Source organism: Agromyces sp. PvR057, from assembly GCF_040547485.1.
Classification (GTDB): Bacteria; Actinomycetota; Actinomycetes; order Actinomycetales; family Microbacteriaceae; genus Agromyces.
Genome location: NZ_JBEPPT010000005.1, coordinates 105,561 through 127,344 on the forward strand (window position 1 = coordinate 105,561; position 21,784 = coordinate 127,344).

Consider the following 21,784-nt stretch of genomic DNA (forward strand, 5'->3'; position numbering starts at 1 on the left):
CCCGTCGGGCTGGCCTCGTCGATTCGGACGAGCGGGGGTTCGGTCCCTGTCAGCGGGGTGTGACGAGCGCGCGCAGGCGCGGCGAGTCCGGCGCGAGGGCGTATGCGACGGTCACGGCCGACCGGATCGCGCTCTCGTGCGAGTCGACGTCGTGCATGTACAGGCCGGCGAGCCAGAGCCCGTGAGCCCCGTTCAGGCCCTTCAGGGTCGCCTGCGCGTCGAAGTACTCGGGCGTGATCATGCCGTGCTCGTATGCGGCCACGGCGTAGAGCGGATCGGGCAGTTCGTCGTCGTAGGTGACCCAGCTCTTGAAGACGGGCAGCCCGCGTCGCCGATTCCAGACGGTGAGGGAGCTGTGCTCGCCGTCCCACCTGGCGTTCACGACCGACCAGGATGCCTCGTCGCGCGGCATGAGCCTGCGGTCGCCGTGGATCGCGATGCGCGTCTCGAAGGTCCGGAACCGGTCGAGCTGCGCGCGCATCATGGCGAGCTCGGGGATGTCGGCGACGAGTTCGGCCGCCTGCCGCGCGTTGCAGGCGAGCACGACGCGATCGAACTCCTGCACGCTGCCGTCGGATGACTCGACGAGGAACCGTCCGTCCTCCCGCGAGATGCGGGTGGTCGCGGCATCCGTTCGCACCCGCGTGCGTTCGAGTGACCCGACGAGGGCGTCGACGTAGACGCGCAGGCCGCCCGGGATCTCGCTCTGCACGGGTGCGCGCAGCCCGCTGCCGGCGTTCATGCCGAGGTAGTAGAGCGCGTTGCGTGCCGAGAAGCCGAGGAACTCGTCGCGGTCGACGCACCAGAACGAGAGCAGCAGCGGCACGAGGAAGTCGTCGGTGAACGCCTTCGGCAGCCGTTCGCGTTCGAGGTACTCGGCGACCGTGATCGATGCGTCGTGACGAGCGAGGAACGCCGGCAGCCGACTCAGGAACGAGCGGAACCGCAGCAAGGTCGTGAGTCGCTCGGGCGCGAGCGACGGCCAGGCGACGCGGCCCGCGCTCGCCGGAGGCATCGCGACGGCCCGGCCGGAGCGCGTGTCGGCGACCGTGAGCGTGGCCGGATACGACTCCCGGTCGATGCCGAGTGCGTCGAGCAGCCGGTTGAACGTCGAGTAGGCGGGCCCGGGGGAGAAGAACTGGAAGCCGGCGTCGACCTCGAGCGGCTGCCCGTCGATGTCGATCGTGCGCGTGTCGGCGTGGCCCCCGAGGCGATCGTCGCGCTCCAGGAGCGTCACCTCGTGGTGCCGATCGAGCAGCCATGCGGTCGTGAGGCCCGCCGCCCCACCGCCGACGACGGCGACCCTCATGGGCGCGGAATCCCTGCTGACCTGCGGCGTTCACTCACGCGCTCACCCTAGCCCGCGGTGCGCGGCAGGCGGGCGCGAAGCGACCACGGGTTGACATCGTCGTTATAACGATATATCGTTGACCCATCACAGAAGTTCTGTGAGTCATCTTCCACACGAACCGAAAGGAGTTCGCACATGTCACGCGAACACTTCATCGAAGCAGACTTCCGCGGTGCCGCCCGTCGACACGACCGGATGTCCCACCAGCACCCCCAGCGCGGCGAGGGCCGCTTCCACCACGACCCCGGCTTCGGCCGCCCGCACCACGGGCCCGGCGCCTGGGGCGACGCGGGATTCGCCGGCGGCCCGGGCTTCGGCCCCGGCTTCGGCGGCCGCGGTCCGCGCCGCCGCTCGAAGGGCGACGTGCGCGCGGCGATCCTGTCGCTGCTCGCCGAGAGCCCGAGCAACGGCTACGCGATCATCAAGGCCGTCGCCGAGAAGACCGAGGGCGCCTGGCGCCCGAGCCCGGGCTCGGTCTACCCGACGCTGCAGCAGCTCGTCGACGAAGAGCTCATCGTCGCCGTCGGCGAGGGTCGCAAGACCGAGTTCCAGCTCACCGACGACGGGCGCGCCTACATCGCCGAGCACGAGGACGAGATCGCGGGAGCCTGGGCATCCGTGCCGCGGCCCAGCGAGTCGGCCACCGAGCTCTTCCAGGCGATCGGCAAGCTCATGGGCGTCGCGGGCCAGTTCCGCCACGGCGCGACCGACGAGCAGCGCGCGGCCGCGGCCGCGAAGATCGACGAAGCGCGCAAGGCGCTCTACCTGATCCTCGCCGAGTGAGACGACGCGGCCCCGTCTCGACGTGAGCCGCGGCGGCCGGCGTCGACGCACGAGCACCTGAAGGGCACCCCCGGCATCGAGCCCGGCGGGTGCCCTTCTGCGTTCGAGGCGTCTCGCGAGCCGATTCGAGGGCGTCCCCCGAACTGGAGGCATGCCGGGGGTGGACGTCAGGGCGGACCCTGACATGGCCTCGGCGATGCGGGGGTATCGTGACGGCCGTCCGGCTCCGAAACGCGGACTGGACGCCGCCAACCCGTTCCCCCCGGGCCCCACTCGAACGGAGCGAACATGTCCACCGAACTGTCCCCGCGAGCCCGATTCGGACTCGCCGCCGGCGCTGTCGCGACGATGACCGCGCTGGCCTTCGCGCTCGCACCACTGCCGGCGATCGCCGATGACGCCATCCCCGATCCGCCGGCAGCCACCGTCGCCGCCGAGGAGTCGACCGCACCCGCCGAGGCCGTCGAGGCACCGGATGCCGCGGCGACCGTCGTGCCGGAGGACCCCGCCGCGGTGGAGCCGGCCGCCGAGGAACCGGCCGCCGAGGAACCGGCCGCCGAGCCCGAGTCGTCCGCGCCGGCCGGCGAGGCCGTCGAGCCGGAGAGCGAACCCGCCGCCGAACCAGCCGCGGATGAGTCGTCCGAGGCCGCCGCATCCGAGATCGTCGACGCGGTCGAGGCGCCGGAGGTCGTCGTCGCGGCGCCCGAGACCACGGTCGAGGAGACGCTCGCCGCCGACGTCGCCGAGCCGACGGTGACCCTGTTCGCCGCTGCGGACGCCGGCCCGATCGTGGCGGCGCTGCCGACGCCGGGCAGTCCGTGCTTCCCGGCGGTCTGCATCACCAACGGCACGATCCTCCTGGCGGTGAACCCGACCGGCGAGCTGAACACGACCGACGCGACGGGGTCGGCCGCCGGTCCCGGCGACGCCGGCCTGGCGTACCTGCCGACGGGGTACGACTCGACGTCGCCCGGTTGCCTCTGCGAGGGCTGGGGGGTCGCGGATCCCGCATCCGGTGTCTGGGGCGGCGCCGATCTCGACACCGAGGGCCCCGGCGGCACGAACCTGGAGGTCGAGTCGTTCGAGTTCACCGGCTCGACCGCCACCTCGGTGGTGCTCGTCAAGGATGCCGCGGACGCGCCCGTGTTCCGCGTGACCCATCAGTACGTGCCCTCCACGGCGACGCCGAACCTCTACCAGGTGAACGTCACCATCGAGAACGTCTCGGGTGCCGCCATCGCCACGGTGCAGTACCGCCGCCTGATGGACTGGGACATCGAGCCGACCGCCTTCGAGGAGTTCGTCACGATCGACGGCGGATCGGCGAGCGCGCTGTTCTACACGAGCGACGACGGCTTCGCCAGTCCGAACCCGCTGTCCGGCCCCTCGAGCATCCTCTTCGAGGGCAACGGCGTCGACCAGGGCCCGGGTGACATCGGCGCGCTGTTCGACTTCCGGTTCGGCGGCCTCGCACCCGGAGGTTCGCTCTCGTTCGTGATCTTCTACGGGGCGGCGGCGACCGAGGCCGAGGCGCAGCTCGCGCTCGGCGCGGTCGGGGCCGAGGCGTACTCCTTCGGCCAGAGCTCGCTCGATGCCGCGACCGGCACGCCGAACACGTTCATCTTCGCCTTCGGCAAGGTGGGCGGCGTGCCGTTGTTCACGCCCGAGGGGGTGCCCACTCAGGCCGGCCCGGTCGCGGCACCGGCCGCGGTGCCCGCTGCGGTGCCGGCGGTCGTCGTCGTCGCGGACGACACGATCGCGGCGCCGGTGCTCGCGTCGACGGGCACGGAGCCCGTGCTGCCCGGCCTGCTCGCGCTCTCCGCGCTCCTGCTCGGCGGCATCGCCGTCGCGGCCGGCGCGATGGCGCGACGCCGGAGCGCCTGATCCGACACCGGGGGAGCGGGTGGGGCCGAGCGCCCCGCCCGCTCCTCGCCGCGCGGCCCGTCCAGAAGGCGGTTTCGATGGCGGCATCCGACGCTCACTAGAATCGTCGGGTGCCCACACGCCTTTCCAACTACTTCCTCCGCACGCTCCGCGAAGACCCCGCCGACGCCGAGGTGACCAGCCACCGCCTGCTCGTGCGCGCGGGGTACATCCGCCGACAGGCTCCGGGCGTGTTCGCGTGGCTGCCGCTCGGGCTCCGCGTCAAGGCCAAGATCGAGGCCGTCGTCCGCGACGAGATGACGAACGCGGGCGCCCACGAGGTGCACTTCCCGGCCCTGCTGCCGCGCGAGCCCTACGAGGCCACGAACCGCTGGACCGAGTACGGCGACGGGCTGTTCCGCCTGCAGGACCGCAAGGGCGGCGACTACCTGCTCGCGCCCACGCACGAGGAGGTCTTCACGCTGCTCGTGAAGGACCTCTACAACTCGTACAAGGACCTGCCGCTCTCGATCTACCAGATCCAGGACAAGTACCGCGACGAGGCCCGCCCCCGGGCCGGCCTCCTGCGCGGCCGCGAGTTCACCATGAAGGACGCCTACTCGTTCGACATCTCCGACGAGGGCCTCGACGCCAGCTACCAGGCCCAGCGCGACGCCTACGAGCGCATCTTCACCCGCCTCGGCCTCGAGTACGTCATCGTCAAGGCGGATGCCGGTGCCATGGGCGGCTCGAAGAGCGAAGAGTTCCTGCACCCGACCCCCGTCGGCGAGGACACGTTCGTGCGCTCCGCAGGCGGATACGCGGCGAACGTGGAGGCGTTCACGACCGTGGTGCCCGAGGCGACCCCGATCGAGGGCCTGCCCGCGGCCGAGGTCTTCGACTCGCCCAACACGCCGACCATCGCGACCCTCGTCGATCTCGCGAATGCGAACCACCCCCGGCCCGACGGTCGGGAGTGGACGGCCGCCGACACGCTGAAGAACGTCGTGCTCGCGCTGACCCACCTCGACGGCACCCGGGAGATCGTCGTCGTCGGCCTGCCCGGCGACCGCGAGGTCGAGATGAAGCGCGTCGAGGTCGCCTTCGCGCCCGCCGAGGTCGAACCCGCGACCGAGGCCGACTTCGCCAAGAACCCGGGCCTCGTCAAGGGGTACATCGGCCCCTGGTCGCCCGAGGGCGCGGTGCTCGGCGAGACGTCGGCCACCGGCATCCGCTTCCTCGTCGACCCCCGCATCGTCGACGGCACCGAGTGGATCACGGGCGCCAACCTCGACCAGAAGCACGTCTTCGGGCTCGTCGCCGGCCGCGACTTCGTCGCCGACGGCACCGTCGAGGCGTCGAATGTTCGCGCGGGCGACCCGGCACCCGACGGCTCCGGCCCGGTCGAACTCGCGCGCGGCATGGAGATCGGTCACGTCTTCCAGCTCGGCCGCAAGTACGCCGAGGTGCTCGGCCTCAGGGTGCTCGACGAGAACGGCAAGCTCGCGACCGTCACCATGGGCTCGTACGGCATCGGCGTCACGCGCATCCTCGCGATCATCGCCGAGGGCAACAACGACGAGAAGGGCCTCGTGTGGCCCGAGTCGATCGCGCCGTTCGACGTGCACGTCGTCGCGACCGGCCGGGACGCCGTCGCCTTCGAGCTCGCCGAGCAGCTCGCGGGCGAGCTCGAGCAGGCCCGCCTCGAGGTGCTCTACGACGACCGCCCCAAGGTCTCGCCCGGCGTGAAGTTCGGCGATGCGGAGCTCATCGGTGTGCCGCGCATCCTCATCGTGGGCCGCGGCGCGGCCGACGGCGAGGTCGAGCTCTGGGACCGCCGCACCGGTGAGCGCCAGACGCTCCCCGCGGCCGACGCGGTCGCGGCACTGAAGGGCTGACGCGGGTTCGACGGCGCAGGCCGACGGGTCGCGCGCGATCGCCCGGGGGGTCCCCCCGGGCGATCGCCATGTCCGGCGTCCTGCGTCAGATCTTGGCGTAGCGTGCCCGGAAGAAGCAGTAGACGCCGTAGACGATGACGCCGGCTCCGACGAGCCACAGGATGATCTGGCCGAACGGCAGTTCCGCGAGGCTCTTCAGCGCGGTGTCCAGGCCGCCGGCCTTCTCGGGATCGTGGGTGAAGGCCGCGACGACGAAGAGCACGCCGACGACCGCGACGGCGACGCCCTTCGCGACGTAGCCGACCGTGCCGAGCGTGCTGATGCCCCGACCGGGCTTGCCCGCGGGCAGCGACAGCTGACGCTCGAAGTCCTTGCGGATGCCGCGGATGACGAACGCGACGCCCACGCCGAGGATGACGAGCCCGACCAGGACGAGCAGGAACACGCCGCCGGGGCTCGAGAGCAGGTTCGCGCTGAAGGTCGTCGTCGACTCCGAGGAGTCGGAGGATCCGCCGAGCGCGTAGACGAGCGCGGTGAAGGCGATCGCGAGGTAGGCGCCGGCGGTCCCGATCTCCTTCGCACGACGACCCCACTTCTTCTTGGCGTCGGCATCCTGCTCGAGGAACGCCTCGACGATCTGCCACAGCGCGAGCGCTGTCAGGCCCAGCGCGATGATCCAGAGCACGATCACGCCGAACGGCACGCGAGAGATCTGCTCCATCGCGCCGCTCTGGTCGGCCTCGCCCCCGCCTGCGCCGACGGCGACCGATACGGCGATGGCGCCGATGATGATGTGGACGATGCCGAGCACGACGTAGCCCGCGCGGGCCAGGATGCGGAAGGTGCTCGAGCGTTGGGCGGCGCTCGCGGTCGATCTGATGGAGTCGGGGGTCATCGGCACAGCGTATCGACGGGCTCGACCGGCCGACGCCCCCTTGCGCATGCACCGCCCGTGAGGGTAACGCGCCCTGAGCGCCCCTCCGGAGGCGTTCTGCGGCACGACATCCCCACGCTCGGTATTTCGACAGCGCCGGGCATCCGGTACCCTTGAAGATCGCCCGGCATTCCGGGCGCAACTGAATACGAGAGCTGAATAGAGGAGGCCGGCGATGGATATCGACCTCAGCGTGCTTCGCATGATGGAGCGCGAGAAAGAGATCCCGTTCGATGAACTGGTGCAGATCATCGAGCAGGCCATCCTCATGGCCTACCTGAAGCACACGAACCCCGGCCAGCACGGCCACGCGAACCCCGATGGCGCGCGTGCCGAGCTTGACCGCAAGACCGGTCACGTGTCGGTGTACGTTCCCGAACTCGACGAAGAGGGCAACGTCATCGGCGAGGCTGAAGACAGCCCGAGCGACTTCGGTCGCATCGCGGCCTTCGCCGCGAAGCAGGTCATCAACCAGCGCCTGCGCGACCTGGCCGACGACGCGGTGCTCGGTGAGTTCCGCGGTCGCGAGGGCGACATCGTCGCCGGTGTGATCCAGCAGGGTCCCAATCCCCGCATGATCCACATCGACCTCGGCTCGGTCGAGGCGATCCTGCCTCCCGAGGAGCAGGTGCCCGGCGAGGAGTACCCCCACGGACAGCGCATCCGCGTCTACGTCACGAGCGTCGCGAAGGGCGCGAAGGGCCCCTCGATCACGGTGTCGCGAACCCACCCGGCGCTCGTGCGCAAGCTCTTCGCACTCGAGGTGCCCGAGATCGCGAACGGCGTCGTCGAGATCGTCTCGCTCGCCCGCGAGGCCGGTCACCGCACCAAGATCGCGGTGCGCGCCAACCAGCCCGGCATCAACGCCAAGGGTGCGGCGATCGGCGAGCTGGGGCAGCGCGTCCGCGCGGTCACGGCCGAGCTCGGCGCCGAGAAGATCGACATCGTCGACTACTCCGACGACCTCGCCACGTTCGTCGCGAGCGCGCTCTCGCCGGCGAAGGTCACGAGCGCGTTCGTCATCGACGAGTCGACCAGGGCCGTCAGGGCCCTCGTGCCCGACTACCAGCTCTCGCTCGCGATCGGCAAGGAGGGCCAGAACGCCCGACTCGCCGCCAAGCTCACGGGCGCGAAGATCGACATCCAGCCCGACTCGGTCCTCGAGTCGAACTGAGTCGGCGCGACCGGGCCGGTTCCACCGGCCCGGTCGGCACGAGCCAGATCAGGGCGTCCGCGGCGCCCAGCCCCGGAGGTGTAGGATGGAACCCGTCAGAACGTGCATCGGATGCCGTTCGCGCGCTCCACGATCCTCACTTCTGAGGGTCGTCTCCCAACAATCGCAGGTCGTGGCTGATGCTTCGGCCGTGCTTCCAGGGAGGGGTGCGTGGCTGCATCCGACACTCGAGTGCTACCGGCTCGCCGTTCGGAAGCGCGCCTTCGGGCGCGCACTCCGCATTCGCGGCGAAGTGGACACCGGCAACGTAGAGAACAGGCTGAACACCCAAGTGATGACCAATGAGTGACAACTAATGAGCGGCTCGAAATGAGTCCCGTCCGCCATTGATGGTCTGCCCCTGTCCGGGGTCAGACCCGGAACAGGAGAGAAGTGGCTGCCAAACCACGCGTACACGAGATCGCATCCGAACTCGGCGTCGACAGCAAGATCGCCCTTGAGAAGCTCAAGGAGATGGGCGAGTACGTCAAGGGACCCTCGTCGTCCATCGAACCCCCCGTCGCGCGCCGCCTGAAGGCCGCGCTCGAAGCAGCAGGCGCTGCGGCGAAGAACGCCGCACCCGCCGCCGCCGCCGCTGCGCCCGCCGCACCGGCACGTCCGGCCGCGGTCAAGCCCGGCCCCAAGCCGGCCCCCAAGCCCGTCGTCGCGCCCGAGGCTCCGGCCGAGGCGCCCGCCGCCGCTGCACCCGCCGAGGTGCCGCTGACCGTGGCCGAGCGCCAGGTCCAGGCTGAAGAGCGCGCCGCGCAGGCCGCTGCCGAGAAGGCGGCTGCCGCGGAGACGCCCGCCGCCGCCCAGGCAGCTGCGCCGACCGACGCCGTGAAGCCCGGCTCCGCGGCGAAGCCCGGCGGCTCGGCTCCGCGCCCCGGAGCTCCTCGCCCCGGCGCGCCCGCACCGCGCCCGGGCAACAACCCGTTCTCGAGCTCGCAGGGCATGGGCCAGAAGCCCGCTGCCCCGCGTCCCGGCAACAACCCCTTCGCCAGCGCTCAGGGCATGGGCCAGCGGCCCAGCCCCGGCAACATCCCGCGCCCGCAGGCGCCCCGTCCGGGTTCGCCCCGTCCGGGTGCTCCTCGTCCGGCGGGTGCAGGCGGTCGCCCCGGCGGCGGCTTCCAGCGTCCCGGTGGTGCCGGTGCAGGCGCCGGCGCACGTCCCGGCGGCGGCGGTGGCTTCCAGCGCCCCGGCGGCGGCGCCCCCGGTGCAGGCGGCTTCGGCGGCCCGCGTCCCGCGGGCGGTGGCGGCGGCCGTGGTCGCGGCCCCGGCGGCGGCACGGCAGGTGCCTTCGGTCGCGGTGGCGGCAAGAGCAAGGCCCGCAAGTCGAAGCGCACGAAGCGCCAGGAATTCGAGATGCGGGAGGCCCCGTCGCTCGGCGGCGTGAGCGTTCCCCGTGGCGACGGCAACACCGTCATCCGCCTGCGTCGCGGTTCGTCGATCTCCGACTTCGCCGACAAGATCGACGCGAACCCCGGTTCGCTCGTGACCGTGCTGTTCCACCTCGGTGAGATGGCCACGGCGACGGAGTCGCTCGACGAGGCCACCTTCGAGGTGCTCGGCGCCGAGCTCGGCTACAAGATCCAGGTCGTCTCGCCCGAAGACGAGGACAAGGAGCTCCTCGAGGGCTTCGACATCGACCTCGACGGCGAACTCGACGACGAGGGCGACGACGTGCTCGAGCAGCGTCCGCCGGTCGTGACCGTCATGGGTCACGTCGACCACGGTAAGACGCGACTGCTCGACGCGATCCGCAACGCCAACGTCGTCGCAGGCGAGGCGGGCGGCATCACGCAGCACATCGGCGCCTACCAGGTGCACACCGTGCACGAGGGCATCGACCGTCCCATCACCTTCATCGACACGCCGGGCCACGAGGCGTTCACCGCCATGCGTGCCCGTGGTGCGCAGGTCACCGACATCGCGATCCTCGTGGTCGCGGCCGACGACGGCATCATGCCCCAGACGATCGAGGCCCTGAACCACGCGCAGTCGGCGAACGTGCCGATCGTGGTCGCGGTCAACAAGATCGACAAGGACGACGCCAACCCGGCCAAGGTGCGCCAGCAGCTCACCGAGTTCGGCCTCGTCGCCGAGGAGTACGGCGGAGACGTCATGTTCGTCGACGTGTCGGCTCGCAACAACATCGGCATCCAGGACCTGCTCGACGCCGTGCTCCTCACGGCCGACGCAGGTCTCGACCTGCGTGCGAACCCGAACAAGGACGCACGTGGTGTCGCGATCGAGGCGAAGCTCGACAAGGGCCGTGGTGCGGTTGCGACCGTGCTCATCCAGTCCGGAACGCTGCGCGTCGGCGACGCGATCGTCGCGGGCACGGCCTACGGCCGCGTCCGTGCGATGACCGACGAGAACGGCGACGCCGTGCTCGCGGCCACGCCGTCGCGCCCCGTGCAGGTGCAGGGCCTCTCGAGCGTGCCGCGTGCCGGCGACACCTTCCTCGTCACCGAGGAGGACCGCACCGCGCGTCAGATCGCCGAGAAGCGCGAAGCCGCTGAGCGCAACGCCCAGCTGGCCAAGGCTCGCAAGCGCATCTCGCTCGAGGACTTCACCCGTGCACTCGAAGAGGGCAAGGTCGAGTCGCTCAACCTCATCATCAAGGGTGACGTCTCGGGTGCCGTCGAGGCGCTCGAGGAGTCGCTCCTCAAGATCGAGGTCGACGACTCGGTGCAGCTGCGCATCCTCCACCGCGGTGTCGGTGCCATCACCGAGAGCGACGTCAACCTCGCAACGATCGACAACGCGATCATCGTGGGCTTCAACGTGCGTCCCGACACGAAGGCGCGCGAGCGCGCCGCTCGCGAGGGCGTGGACATCCGCTTCTACTCGGTCATCTACAACGCGATCGACGAGATCGAGGACTCGCTCAAGGGCATGCTCAAGCCCGAGTTCGAAGAGGTCCAGTCGGGTGTCGCCGAGATCCGCGAGGTGTTCCGCTCCTCGAAGTTCGGCAACATCGCCGGTGTCATCGTGCGGTCGGGAACGATCACGCGAAACGCCAAGGCACGCGTCATCCGCGATGGCGTCGTCGTCGGCGACAACCTCGCGATCGAGTCGCTTCGTCGGTTCAAGGACGACGTCACCGAGGTGCGCACGGACTACGAAGCCGGTATCGGCCTCGGCAAGTTCAACGACATCCAGGTGGGCGACGAGATCGAGACCACCGAGATGCGCGAGAAGCCTCGCGCGTAGTCGAGTCGGGGGGGGGGGGGGCCCCCCCCCCCCCCCCGCCCGGGGGGGGGGGGGGGGGGGGGGGGGGGGGGGGGGGGGGGGGGGGGGGGGGGGGGGGGCCGCCCCCCCCCCCCCCGCCGCCCCCCCCCCCCCGGGGGGGGGGGCCCCGCGGGGGGGGGGGGGGGGGGGGGGGGGGCCCCCCCCCCCCCCCCCCGGCCGCTCTTCGGAAGGAGACAGTGCATGGCTGATCCGGCACGCGCCAGAAAGATGGCGGACCGCATCAAGGAGATCGTCGCCCGACGACTCGACAAGGGCCTCCGCGACCCCCGACTCGGCTTCGTGACGATCACCGACGTTCGCGTCACCGGTGACCTGCAGCACGCGAGCATCTTCTACACGGTGTACGGCACCGATGAGGAGCGCAGCGACTCGGCCCTCGCGCTGAAGGCTGCAACCGGCATGCTGCGCACCGAGGTCGGTCGCAACATCACCGCTCGGCTCACGCCGACGCTCGAGTTCATCCTCGACGCGATCCCCGAGAACGCCGATCACATCGCCGCGCTGCTGCGCGAGGCCCGTGCTCGCGACGCGGAGACCGAGGCGGCGGCGAGCACGGCGGAGTACGCCGGCGACGCCGACCCGTACGTGAAGCCGCGCGACTTCGACGAGGACGAATCCGACGAGGACGAATCCGACGACGCCGACGAGAGCGCCTCGGCCCGCTGACCGATCGCACGACCGACGAAGGCACGCCCGCGAGGGCGTGCCTTCGTCGTCTCAGGCGTCGGGCAGCGTGAAGCCGTCGGAGCCCGGCACCGCGAGCCCGTCGCCCACCAACGACCCGATCGCACGATCGAGCTTGGCTGCATCGGGCCACACCGTGTCGAGCTCGGCGCGCGTCACCGGCCGGTGCGCCGCGCGCAGCTCGCGCATGACGAGCCCGCGCACCTGGCGGTCGGACCCCTCGAACCGGGCCTGCTTCGCCGAACGCGGGCCGTCGTACTCGGGGCTTCCGGCGATCCGCCACGCGCACTGCGCGGCGATCGGGCAGATGTCGCACTGCGGCGACCGGGAGGTGCACACGGTCGCCCCGAGCTCCATCGCGGCGGCATTGAACGTGCGTGCCGCGGCATCCGATCGGGGGAGCAGCGCAGCCATCGCCGCGAGGTCGCGTAGGGTCGACGGCGGGCCGGGGTGTCCCTGCCCGAGCACGGCCCGCGCGATCACTCGACGCGTGTTCGTGTCGACGACCGGATGCCGCGCGCCGAACGCGAACGCCGCCACGGCTCGTGCCGTGTACGGTCCGACGCCGGGGAGCGCGAGCAGGTCGTCGAGGTCGCGCGGGACCTCGCCGTCGTGGCGTTCGACCATCGCGGTCGCGGCCCGGTGCAGCCACAGCGCGCGCCGCGGATACCCGAGGCGATCCCACGCGCGCACGGCCTCGGACGGGGGAGCGGCGGCCATCGCGGCCGGCGTCGGCCAGCGCTCGATCCACGCCTGCCACCGAGGGATCACGCGGGCGACCTGCGTCTGCTGCAGCATGAACTCGCTCACGAGCACGGCCCACGGCGAGACGTCCGCGGCACGCCACGGCAGCGGGCGCGCGGCATCCGCGAACCAGTCGTTGACGGCCTCGGCGAGGTCGGGGGCTGCGGGCATCCTCCAAGCCTAGGCAACGGAGCCGACGCCGCACCCCGGTGCGCACTGGCTAGCATGGGCGCATGCACCTCGTGACGACGCCGCGCGTGACGTTCCTTCGGCAGCTCTCCGACGAGATCCTGCTGCGGTACGGTCGCGGGCGCATGATCGTCGCCGTCGACGGCCCGTTCCGCAGTGGCAAGACCGCGTTCGGCGACGACCTCGCCGAGGTGCTCCGCGAGCGCGGCCACCGCGTGTTCCGGGCGAGCATGGAGGGCTTCCACCGTTCCCGCGCCGCGCAGGACGCCTTCGGCGACGACACCCCCGAGCGGTACTTCCGGTACGGGTTCGACGAGTCGACCCTTCGGCGCGTGCTGGTCGAGCCGTTCCGCATGGGAGGGTCCACCGCGTTCGTGACCGCGGTGCTCGACCCGTCCCGAGACGCCTGGATCGAGCCGAGGTGGATCACGGGACCGCCCGACGCGATCCTCGTGCTCGACGGCAGGTTCGTGCTGCGCCCGCGCCTCGCCGAACTCTGGGACGTGCCGATCGTGCTCGACGGTGATCCCGTCGATCCGGCCGACGTCATCGCCTACGCCGAGTCCGACCCCCGCGATGGCGACGTCGTCGTCGTCGACGATCGCGACCCGGAACACCCCCGATCGGCCGGTGCCTGGCGGGGCTGACCACCGGCATCCGACCTCGAATCGCGCTGCCGCGAAGCGGCATGACCCCAGTTCGCGGCACAAGTCGATCACGACACGGCAACCAGTGGACGCGGACGATTCGAAGAGGCCATACTGAAGGTTCACAGCCTTTGCCCCCGGCTGTGCGAACCCAACCCCGCTCCACCCGAAGACCCGAACGTTCGTTGCGCCCGCCCAGGGTTGCACGATCCAGGCCGCGCGCTCGCGCGCGCCCTCGGTTCTCGCCAGGGTTCGCAGACGCCGGTTCGATCGATGGAGAACCCGAATGCCCAACCCCCGCGGTTCGGTTCGCGGTGCCCTGCGCGCTTGGCGCACACGCACCCGGCCCGACGCACCGAGCTTGTGGCGTCGTGCCGCGGCCGTCCTGACCACGCTCGCCCTCGCCGGCGGCCTCGCCGTCGTCGGCATGGCCGCGCCCGCGAGTGCGCACACCGGTGACCTGAAGGGCACCGCCGTCTGCAACACGACGACGGGCAAGTACGACGTCACCTACACGCTCACGCTGAGCCAGGTGGGCAATGACCTGACCGGCACGACGAACTGGCGCGTCGGCACGACGACCTTCGAGAAGACGCCCACGAGCGCAGCCGGCATGGATCGCACCCCGGTCACGTCGTCGGGGAACACGACGCTCACGCTCGGCACCGACTCGATCCCGGGCAACACCAAGGGCGCGGGCCCGTGGGTCTACGCGTACACCAAGTGGAGCGACGGCTTCGGCAAGGGATCCGACGGCAACGTCCAGGGCCTCAAGGGCGACTGCGTCTCGACGAGCGCGAAGTCGACGGTCAGCGGCGAGGCGAAGTGCGTCGGCGACGGCCTCTACTCGATCGTCTGGACCGTGAAGACGACGGGCGCCAAGGCCGGCGACGAGGCCGATGTCAAGGTCATCAAGCCGACGCAGGTCTGGCTCAGGGAGTGGACCGAGCACTACGCGAACCACCACCTTCCGCCCCTCCGTCCGGGCGATGTGATCGTCTGGGAGCAGAACGTCGTCGGCAAGAAGGGCGACTCCGCAGAGGTCACGTTCCAGATCGACTGGAAGCAGAGCGGCAGCAGCGACCCCGAAGGCAAGGTCACGCTGCCGAAGTGCGACGACGCCGGGTCAGACAAGATCACCTATTGCCACGCGACGTCGAGCACGTCGAACCCGTACAACCAGGTGACGACGTCGGTGAGCGTCTTCCGCACCTCCGGACACATCGACCACGAGGGCGACATCTACCCGGCGTTCACGTACACGTGGTACGGGGCTCTCGACTTCCTGAAGCTGTTCCCGCAGACGGCCACGGTGCCTGCCCGGGGCGACACGTCGCTTCTGCAGTACCCCGACTGCGTGAAGCCCCCGACCGTCGTGTCGCTGCCCACCAAGCCCGCGGTGCAGGACAAGTGCGGCGTGGGCCAGGACCGGGTCCTCGAGCCCGCCGCCGTCGAGGGCATCGTGTGGGAGATCAGTTCGGTCGTGAACGGCAAGGCCACCGCGATCGCGAAGACGAAGCCCGGCTTCACGTTCCCGGGCGGTGTCACGCAGTCGGCTCCGTTCGAGTTCGAGTTCACGGACGTGCCCTGCCCGATCGTGATCGACATCCCCGCGAAGCCGGCGTTCGATGACAAGTGCGGCGTCGGCCAGGACCGTGTCCTCGAGCCGACCGCGGTCACGGGCATCGTGTGGGAGATCAGCTCGGTGTCCGCGGGCAAGGCGACCGCGATCGCGAAGACGACGGGCGTGTACACGTTCCCGGGTGGTGCGACGCAGTCGGCTCCGTTCGAGTTCGAGTTCACGGACGTGCCCTGCCCGATCGTGATCGACATCCCCGCGAAGCCGGCGTTCGATGACAAGTGCGGCGTCGGCCAGGACCGTGTCCTCGAGCCGACCGCGGTCACGGGCATCGTGTGGGAGATCAGCTCGGTGTCCGCGGGCAAGGCGACCGCGATCGCGAAGACGACGGGCGTGTACACGTTCCCGGGTGGTGCGACGCAGTCGGCACCGTTCGAGTTCGAATTCACGGACGTGGCCTGCCCGCCCACGATCGTGACGCTCACCGGCGTGCCGACCGCGACCGATGACTGCGGCCCTGACAACGGAAAGGTCACGCTCCCCGAGGTGGCAGCAGGTGCACACTACCGATTCGTCACCGACGGTTCGGTGGCGGAGGGCCGCATCACCGTGACCGTCATCGCTGACGACGGCTACACGTTCGACAAGGGGCAGCAGACCTCGTGGCCGTTCGACTTCGTGAACACGCCGTGCCTCGAGATCAAGGTCGAGCCGACCTCGACCGACCTCTGCGGGTTGCGACTCGACGGGATCGCGCTGCCTGAAGGCGTCGAGCACGTGACGTGGAGCATCGACGGCGACGTGAAGTCGGGCGCTGCGACCGCCATCGCCACCGCCGATGCGGGCTACACCTTCGCTGGCCGCAAGGCCACGAAGGAGTTCCCGTTCACCTTCACGAACGTCGACTGCATCCAGCCGACGCTCGAGGGCTCGACGGCTGCCGGCGAGTGCGACGCCGACGTGCCCTGGATCACCTACGCGGTGAAGCTGACCGACCCCGACAACCAGGCGACGAGTGATCTCGTGACGCTCACGCTCAGTGACGGCACGAACTCCGAGGTGCTCGAGCTCGGTGAGCTCGACGACGACGGCACGCTGTCGGGCCGGATCCTCTGGCCCGGTGCCGCAGTCGACGACGAGGGCAACGCCGTCGGCTGGCCGGGCTGGGAGCAGCTCGCCGACGGCACGTGGCAGGAGACCGAGGGCAACTTCGCCTGGACCCGCGCCATCACGACCGCGGTCATCCACGTGAACCCCGACCTGTCGGTCGACCTCAGCTACCCGCCGGCGACGCCGGACTGCGTCAGCGGTCCGACGATCGTCACCGACGGCGGCGGAGAAGGCGACGTCACGGCGACCGCAGGCGGCGGCACCGGCCTGGCCAGCACCGGCTTCGCCGGAACGGGCATCGCGATCGTCGCCGGCATCATCGTGCTGGCAGGTGCAGCGTTCCTCGTGATCGCCCGAGTGCGCCGCAAGCGCGCGTAGCGACATCCGCTGAATGAGCAGAGGGGGTCCGGTTCGCCGGGCCCCCTCTTCCGCATTCCATGGTGCTGCTGCAGGTCAGCCCGGGCCGAGCAGGTCAGTGCTCGTCGAGCACCTCGAGCGCCTTGAGCGCGCGGGCGGCGGGCAGCGGGCGCCCGGTCGACTCGACCTCGTGCACGAGCGCGGTGAGCGCCGCGTTCACGGGCGCGGCGAGTCCGGCGAGGGATGCCTCGCGCACGACCGCGCCGTTCAGGAAGTCGATCTCCGTCGGCTGCCCGCGCCGCAGGCTCTGCTGGGTGGAGCCGCGATTCGACTCCCATCCCATGCGCGCCACGAGCGCTGACGGCACGGCCGTCGCTTCACCGAGGGGGAGCTCGGCGAAGGCGCGCAGCGAGGCGTCGTCGAGCCCGTTCAGGCTGCCGAACCGTACGCCGCGGGCGATGCCGATGCGAACGCATTCGCGCATCGACGCGGTGAGCGCGGTGAGCAGTTCGGATGAGGCGACGACCTCGCCGAGCGTGCCTCCGACGATGGCGGGAACGGCGTTGACCATGTTCACGACGAGCTTGGTCCACTGCCCCCCTCGGAAGTCGTCGAGCGCACGCACGGGCACCGCGTCGGAGAGCACGGCCGCGAGCCGCGCGGTTTCGGCGTCGGCCGGTCCGTCACCGCGGCCGAGACGGCTCTCGGCCGTCGCCGTCACGTGCACGAGCCCGGGTTCGGAATGATCGGCGGCGATCAACGAGAGCAGGCCGAAGCATTCCGAGCGGGGCAGCAGCCGGGCGGCCGTGTCGACGCCGTCCAGGCCGTTCTGCACGACGACGACGGGGGAGCCGTCGATGAGGCCGCGGTTCGCGGTGATCGCGGCTTCGGCGTCTTGCGCCTTGGTGCACACGAGCACGAGGTCGGGGCGCACGCTCAGGCGCTCGCCGGCCGCGACGAGCGCGTGCACGTCGCCGTACCCTCCGGTGAGACGGATGCCGTCGCCGCGGATCGCGGCGAGACCGTCGCCGCGTGCGGTCACCTCGACGTCGTGGCCCGCCCGCGAGAGCAGTGCTGCGAACGTCCCGCCGAGCGCCCCGGCGCCGATGATCCCGATCCTCACCAGTCCAGCGTAGGGGCGGCAGGAGGCGGGCGCTGGACCCGGCGACTGTTAGCCTGTTGGGCGTGAACAGCGGCATCCTCCTCGTCGACAAGCCGCAGGGCATCACCAGCCACGACGTGGTCGCGCGCACCCGGCGCCTCGCCGGAACCCGCCGCGTCGGGCACGCGGGCACGCTCGACCCGATGGCGACCGGCCTGCTCGTGCTCGGTCTCAACGGGTCGACCCGCCTGCTCACGTACCTCGTCGGGCTCGACAAGGAGTACCTCGCCACGATCAGGCTCGGCGTGGGTTCGAGCACCGACGATGCCGAGGGCGAACTGCTCGACGCGGCATCCGCGGAGCTGGTCGCGGCCGTCGACGAGGCCCGCGTGGCCGCCGGCATCGCGAAGCTCACGGGCGTCATCGAGCAGGTGCCGAGCGCCGTGAGCGCGATCAAGGTCGACGGCAAGCGCGCCTACCAGCGTGTGCGCGACGGCGAGGAGGTCGAGCTGAAGGCCCGCACGGTCACGATCTCGGCGTTCGAGGTGCTCGAGGCGCGTCGTGTCGACGGCTTCGTCGACCTCGACGTGCGCGTCGAGTGCTCGTCGGGCACGTACATCCGCGCGCTCGCTCGCGACCTGGGCGCCGATCTCGGCGTCGGCGGGCACCTGACGGCGCTGCGACGCACGCGCATCGGGCGGTTCGGTGTGGCCGAGGCATCCGTGCTCGACGACCTCGACGTCGCCTCCGCACTCATCGGTGCTGCGGATGCCGCCGAGCTGGCGCTGCCCGTCGTGCGCGTCACCGAGCAGCAGGCGATCGACCTCGGGCACGGCAAGCGCATCGACGCCGTCGGCGCACCCGAGGCCGAGCGCGGTGCGCCGATCGCGGCCGTCGCCGAGACCGCCGACGGCGGCCGTCGCCTCGTGGCGATCGTGGAGCGGCGCGGCGAGACCCTGAAGGTCGTCGTCGGCTTCCCGGTCGAGGACCCCTCGTGATCGAGTGGTTCATGTGGCTGCAGCTCGCGGTCGCGGTCGCGGCCGGGCTGCTCTGCATCGTGCTGGGCTTCGCGGGGCGCCCGCCGAGCGACCTGTCGAACGGCTCGCTGGTGCTCGTCGAGCTGCTGCTCGTGGTGCAGGTGGTCGTGTCGATCGCGGCTCCGGCGTTCGGCAACGTGCCGACGGGCAGCGCGCTCGAGTTCGGCGTGTACCTGTTCGCGGCGCTGCTCGTGCCGCCCGCGGCGATCTTCTGGGCGCTGCTCGATCGCAGCCGGTGGAGCACGGTCGTGCTCGGCGTCGGTGCGCTCGCCGTCGCGGTGATGCTGTACCGCATGTTCCAGATCTGGACCGTGCAGGTGGCGTGACCTGCGTCTGAGAGAATCGAACGACATGTCTGAACTGCCCGCGAACACCGCGAACTCCACCGAAACCGCGAACACCGCCGCCGACGCCCCGATCCGCCCGCGCATGAGCGGTGCCGGTCGCGTGCTCGTGGCGGTGTACGCCGTGCTCGCACTGGCTGCGACCGGTCGGTCGTTCTACCAGATCGCGACGAAGTTCGACGAGGCGCCGTTGGCCTACGCGCTGTCGGCGCTCGCGGCGGTCGTGTACATCGTGGCGACGATCGCCCTGATCCGCCAGGGTCGGGTCTGGTACCGCGTCGCCTGGGCGACCCTCGTGTTCGAGTTCACGGGCGTGCTCGTGGTCGGCGTGCTCAGCATCCTCGATCCCGAGCTGTTCCCGCACGACACGGTCTGGTCGTGGTTCGGTCGCGGGTATCTGTTCATTCCGCTCGTGCTTCCGGTGCTCGGCATGTGGTGGCTGGCGCGCCACCGCCCGTCGACCGGGCACGCGATGCGCTCCGATGCCCGAACCGCCGATGCCACGAGAACGGATGCCGCGTGAAGACCTTCAAGGGCGTCGACGGGGTTCCGGCCGGCTTCGGTCCGAGCGCGGTCACGATCGGCAAGTTCGACGGCGTGCACTCCGGCCACCGCACCCTCATCGAGCGCATCCGCACGATCGCCGACGAGCGCGGTCTCGTGACGGCCGCGGTCACGTTCGACCGCAACCCGCTCGCGCTGCTCGCGCCCGACAAGTGCCCCGAGCCCCTCGTGAGCGTGCGGCAGAAGCTCGAACTGCTCGCGACGACGGGCGTCGACGCGACGCTGCTGCTGCCGTTCGACCGGGCGCTGGCCTCGGTGCCGGCCGCGGAGTTCGTCGAGCGCGTGCTGGTGCGGGCGCTCGATGCGAAGGTCGTGCTCGTGGGCAAGGACTTCCGCTACGGCGCCCGCGGCGCCGGCGACGTCGACCTGCTCATCGAGCTCGGGCGCGAGTTCGGGTTCGAGGTCGAGGTCGTCGACGACGTGCGCCCCGAGGGGGAGCGCCGGGTGTCGTCGACGTGGATCCGCGAGATCCTCGCCGAGGGCGACGTGCGGCATGCGACCGCCCTGCTCGGGCACACGCCGACCGTGTCCGGCATCGTCGTGCACGGCGCGAAGCGCGGCCGCGAGCTCGGGTTCCCGACCGCGAATCTCACGCCGGAGTCCGAGGGCCTCGTGCCCGCCGACGGCGTGTACGCCGGCTGGCTCACCGACTCCGGCACGCGGTACCCGGCGGCCATCTCGGTCGGAGACAACCCGACCTTCGAGGGCGTGGCGCCGAAGCAGGTCGAGGCGTACGTGCTCGACCGCGAGCTCGACCTCTACGACCACGTCGTCGACGTCGAGTTCGTCGACCGCATCCGCGGCATGGTCGCGTTCACGAGCATCCCCGACCTCATCGAGACGATGCGCGACGACGTCGAGCGCGCGAAGCAGATCCTCGCGTGACCGGGGCCATCCCGGCGATCCCGTCGGGTGAGCCGGCGAGGCCGCTGTGGGCGGGGCGCACGCTGGCCCTCCTCGGCATCCTGCTGGTGGCGTCGAGCCTGCGCACGGGCGTCGCCTCGCTGTCGCCGATCATCGACCACATCGATGCGGACATCCCGCTGCCGCCCGCGCTCGTCGGCCTGCTCGGCATGCTCCCGCCGCTGTGCTTCGCGGTCTTCGGCATCCTCACCCCGATCATCGCGAAGCGGCTGGGGCTCGAGCGCACGGTCGTCGTGGCGCTCGGGGTACTCGCGGTCGGGCTGGCCGGGCGCGGGCTCGCACCGGAGGCGGTCACGCTGATCGGCGCGAGCGTGCTGGTCTTCGCCGCCGTCGGCGTCGGCAACGTGCTGCTGCCGCCGCTCGTGAAGCGCTACTTCTCCGACCGGGTCGGGCTCGTGACGACGCTCTACGTGTCGATCATCTCGGTGAGCACCTTCGTGCCGCCGCTCATCGCGGTCCCGGTGGCGGATGCCGCGGGCTGGCGCGTCTCGCTCGGAGAGTGGGCGCTCATCGCGCTCATCGCGCTCGTGCCGTGGATCGCCCTGCTCGTGCACCCGCGGGCGAAGGCTCCCGAGGCGCTGCCCGAGGAGGCGGCTGGCGGCCAGGTGCGGCGCGCGCTGCGATCCCCGATCGCGTGGGCGCTCGCGACGATCTTCGCGGTGTCGTCGGTCAACGCGTACGTCATGTTCGCGTGGCTGCCGAGCATCGTCACCGACGTCGCAGGGGTCACGAGCGCCCAGGCGGGCGCGCTGCTCTCGCTGTTCGCCGCGATGGGACTTCCGGCGGCCTTGCTCGTGCCGGTCGTCGCGGCGCGCTACGACCGGGTCCGCACGCTGGTCGTCATCTCGGTGCTCGCGTTCCTGATCGGCTACGGCGGACTGCTGCTGGCGCCCGAGGCCGCGATCTGGCTCTGGGTCGCCCTGATCGGCACGGGGCCGCTGCTGTTCCCGCTCGCCCTCGTGCTCATCAACCTGCGCACCCGCTCGCATGACGGGTCGATCGCCCTGAGCGGCGTCGTCCAATCGGTCGGCTACCTCATCGCGGCCGTCGCGCCCATCGGCATCGGCCTCGTGCACGAGGCCACCGGCGGCTGGACCGTGCCGCTCGTGATCCTCGCCGCGACCTCGGTGCCGGCCGCGATCGCGGGGTTCCTCGCGGCGCGGCCCGGCTACCTCGAAGACGAGCGCCACCCGCGCGCGTAGCGAT

At 71.1% G+C, this 21,784-nt stretch carries 18 protein-coding genes; 14 read left to right on the forward strand and 4 right to left on the reverse strand.

Features of this window, described 5'->3' with window-relative positions; all coding sequences use genetic code 11:
- Nucleotides 1-49 precede the first annotated feature (49 nt).
- On the reverse strand, nucleotides 50-1,309 hold the full coding sequence (locus ABIC29_RS16540) for an FAD-dependent oxidoreductase (protein ID WP_354247169.1): 1,260 nt from the start codon (nucleotides 1,307-1,309) through the stop codon (nucleotides 50-52).
- A gap of 237 nt (nucleotides 1,310-1,546) precedes the next feature.
- On the opposite strand from ABIC29_RS16540, the gene ABIC29_RS16545 reads away from it, so the two are divergent.
- From ABIC29_RS16545 to ABIC29_RS16555, 3 genes are all read left to right on the forward strand, one after another.
- On the forward strand, nucleotides 1,547-2,134 hold the full coding sequence (locus tag ABIC29_RS16545) for a PadR family transcriptional regulator (protein WP_116084706.1): 588 nt from the start codon (nucleotides 1,547-1,549) through the stop codon (nucleotides 2,132-2,134).
- A 288-nt stretch (nucleotides 2,135-2,422) separates the two neighbouring features.
- Nucleotides 2,423-4,018 carry a hypothetical protein gene (locus tag ABIC29_RS16550; RefSeq protein WP_354247175.1) on the forward strand — a complete coding sequence of 532 codons (1,596 nt, stop codon included), beginning with the start codon at nucleotides 2,423-2,425 and terminating at the stop codon, nucleotides 4,016-4,018.
- A gap of 110 nt (nucleotides 4,019-4,128) precedes the next feature.
- Nucleotides 4,129-5,895, forward strand: a complete 1,767-nt coding sequence (locus ABIC29_RS16555; protein ID WP_354247178.1) for a proline--tRNA ligase — start codon at nucleotides 4,129-4,131, stop codon at nucleotides 5,893-5,895.
- Nucleotides 5,896-5,980: 85 nt separating this feature from the next.
- Here the strand turns inward: ABIC29_RS16555 and ABIC29_RS16560 are convergent, their stop codons facing one another.
- On the reverse strand, nucleotides 5,981-6,790 hold the full coding sequence (locus tag ABIC29_RS16560) for a DUF1206 domain-containing protein (protein ID WP_354247181.1): 810 nt from the start codon (nucleotides 6,788-6,790) through the stop codon (nucleotides 5,981-5,983).
- A gap of 214 nt (nucleotides 6,791-7,004) precedes the next feature.
- On the opposite strand from ABIC29_RS16560, the gene nusA reads away from it, so the two are divergent.
- The 4 genes from nusA (at nucleotide 7,005) to rbfA (ending at nucleotide 11,963) form a co-directional block, all read left to right on the forward strand.
- Complete coding sequence (nusA, locus tag ABIC29_RS16565) at nucleotides 7,005-8,003, forward strand: transcription termination factor NusA (protein WP_116082974.1); 999 nt, start codon at nucleotides 7,005-7,007, stop codon at nucleotides 8,001-8,003.
- Nucleotides 8,004-8,088: 85 nt separating this feature from the next.
- Nucleotides 8,089-8,352: a YlxR family protein gene (locus ABIC29_RS16570; RefSeq protein WP_116082972.1), complete on the forward strand. Its 264-nt coding sequence runs from the start codon at nucleotides 8,089-8,091 to the stop codon at nucleotides 8,350-8,352.
- Between the two features lie 83 nt (nucleotides 8,353-8,435).
- Complete coding sequence (gene infB, locus ABIC29_RS16575; RefSeq protein ID WP_354247185.1) at nucleotides 8,436-11,258, forward strand: translation initiation factor IF-2; 2,823 nt, start codon at nucleotides 8,436-8,438, stop codon at nucleotides 11,256-11,258.
- Between the two features lie 219 nt (nucleotides 11,259-11,477).
- The gene (gene rbfA / locus ABIC29_RS16580; RefSeq protein WP_116082967.1) at nucleotides 11,478-11,963 is read left to right on the forward strand and encodes a 30S ribosome-binding factor RbfA; all 486 of its coding nucleotides are present in this window, start codon (nucleotides 11,478-11,480) and stop codon (nucleotides 11,961-11,963) included.
- 51 nt (nucleotides 11,964-12,014) lie between these two features.
- On the opposite strand, the gene ABIC29_RS16585 is transcribed toward rbfA, so the two are convergent.
- A complete protein-coding gene (locus ABIC29_RS16585; RefSeq protein ID WP_354247189.1) occupies nucleotides 12,015-12,896 on the reverse strand; it encodes an iron-sulfur binding domain-containing protein in 882 nt (293 codons plus the stop codon).
- A 62-nt stretch (nucleotides 12,897-12,958) separates the two neighbouring features.
- On the opposite strand from ABIC29_RS16585, the gene ABIC29_RS16590 reads away from it, so the two are divergent.
- Nucleotides 12,959-13,561, forward strand: coding sequence for a nucleoside/nucleotide kinase family protein (locus tag ABIC29_RS16590; protein WP_354247192.1), 603 nt, complete (start codon nucleotides 12,959-12,961; stop codon nucleotides 13,559-13,561).
- Between the two features lie 286 nt (nucleotides 13,562-13,847).
- Nucleotides 13,848-16,628, forward strand: a complete 2,781-nt coding sequence (locus ABIC29_RS16595; protein ID WP_354247195.1) for a hypothetical protein — start codon at nucleotides 13,848-13,850, stop codon at nucleotides 16,626-16,628.
- Nucleotides 16,629-16,722: 94 nt separating this feature from the next.
- Here the strand turns inward: ABIC29_RS16595 and ABIC29_RS16600 are convergent, their stop codons facing one another.
- Nucleotides 16,723-17,730, reverse strand: a complete 1,008-nt coding sequence (locus tag ABIC29_RS16600; RefSeq protein WP_354247198.1) for a ketopantoate reductase family protein — start codon at nucleotides 17,728-17,730, stop codon at nucleotides 16,723-16,725.
- 53 nt (nucleotides 17,731-17,783) lie between these two features.
- Between ABIC29_RS16600 and truB the strand changes: the two genes are divergently transcribed.
- The 5 genes from truB (at nucleotide 17,784) to ABIC29_RS16625 (ending at nucleotide 21,780) form a co-directional block, all read left to right on the forward strand.
- On the forward strand, nucleotides 17,784-18,707 hold the full coding sequence (gene truB, locus ABIC29_RS16605) for a tRNA pseudouridine(55) synthase TruB (protein WP_502915502.1): 924 nt from the start codon (nucleotides 17,784-17,786) through the stop codon (nucleotides 18,705-18,707).
- Nucleotides 18,704-19,072, forward strand: a complete 369-nt coding sequence (locus ABIC29_RS16610; protein ID WP_116082956.1) for a hypothetical protein — start codon at nucleotides 18,704-18,706, stop codon at nucleotides 19,070-19,072. The genes truB and ABIC29_RS16610 overlap by 4 nt, the downstream gene beginning before the upstream one ends.
- 103 nt (nucleotides 19,073-19,175) lie before the next feature.
- The gene (locus tag ABIC29_RS16615) at nucleotides 19,176-19,613 is read left to right on the forward strand and encodes a hypothetical protein (protein WP_199471688.1); all 438 of its coding nucleotides are present in this window, start codon (nucleotides 19,176-19,178) and stop codon (nucleotides 19,611-19,613) included.
- A complete protein-coding gene (locus ABIC29_RS16620) occupies nucleotides 19,610-20,539 on the forward strand; it encodes a bifunctional riboflavin kinase/FAD synthetase (protein ID WP_199471731.1) in 930 nt (309 codons plus the stop codon). The genes ABIC29_RS16615 and ABIC29_RS16620 overlap by 4 nt, the downstream gene beginning before the upstream one ends.
- Entirely contained in the window at nucleotides 20,536-21,780 is a 1,245-nt protein-coding gene (locus ABIC29_RS16625; RefSeq protein WP_354247203.1) for an MFS transporter, read from the forward strand. Before ABIC29_RS16620 ends, ABIC29_RS16625 begins: the two co-directional genes overlap by 4 nt.
- Nucleotides 21,781-21,784: the final 4 nt, after the last annotated feature.

What these genes read in the sequence shown, in the direction of transcription:
- ABIC29_RS16540 (WP_354247169.1), bottom strand. Translation starts at nt 1,309, where the DNA reads ATGAGGGTCGCCGTCGTCGGCGGTGGGGCGGCGGGCCTCACGACCGCA.
- ABIC29_RS16585 (WP_354247189.1), bottom strand. Translation starts at nt 12,896, where the DNA reads ATGCCCGCAGCCCCCGACCTCGCCGAGGCCGTCAACGACTGGTTCGCG.
- ABIC29_RS16545 (WP_116084706.1), top strand. Translation starts at nt 1,547, where the DNA reads ATGTCCCACCAGCACCCCCAGCGCGGCGAGGGCCGCTTCCACCACGAC.
- ABIC29_RS16570 (WP_116082972.1), top strand. Translation starts at nt 8,089, where the DNA reads ATGGAACCCGTCAGAACGTGCATCGGATGCCGTTCGCGCGCTCCACGA.
- rbfA (WP_116082967.1), top strand. Translation starts at nt 11,478, where the DNA reads ATGGCTGATCCGGCACGCGCCAGAAAGATGGCGGACCGCATCAAGGAG.
- ABIC29_RS16550 (WP_354247175.1), top strand. Translation starts at nt 2,423, where the DNA reads ATGTCCACCGAACTGTCCCCGCGAGCCCGATTCGGACTCGCCGCCGGC.
- ABIC29_RS16615 (WP_199471688.1), top strand. Translation starts at nt 19,176, where the DNA reads ATGAGCGGTGCCGGTCGCGTGCTCGTGGCGGTGTACGCCGTGCTCGCA.
- ABIC29_RS16590 (WP_354247192.1), top strand. Translation starts at nt 12,959, where the DNA reads ATGCACCTCGTGACGACGCCGCGCGTGACGTTCCTTCGGCAGCTCTCC.
- ABIC29_RS16595 (WP_354247195.1), top strand. Translation starts at nt 13,848, where the DNA reads ATGCCCAACCCCCGCGGTTCGGTTCGCGGTGCCCTGCGCGCTTGGCGC.
- nusA (WP_116082974.1), top strand. Translation starts at nt 7,005, where the DNA reads ATGGATATCGACCTCAGCGTGCTTCGCATGATGGAGCGCGAGAAAGAG.
- ABIC29_RS16560 (WP_354247181.1), bottom strand. Translation starts at nt 6,790, where the DNA reads ATGACCCCCGACTCCATCAGATCGACCGCGAGCGCCGCCCAACGCTCG.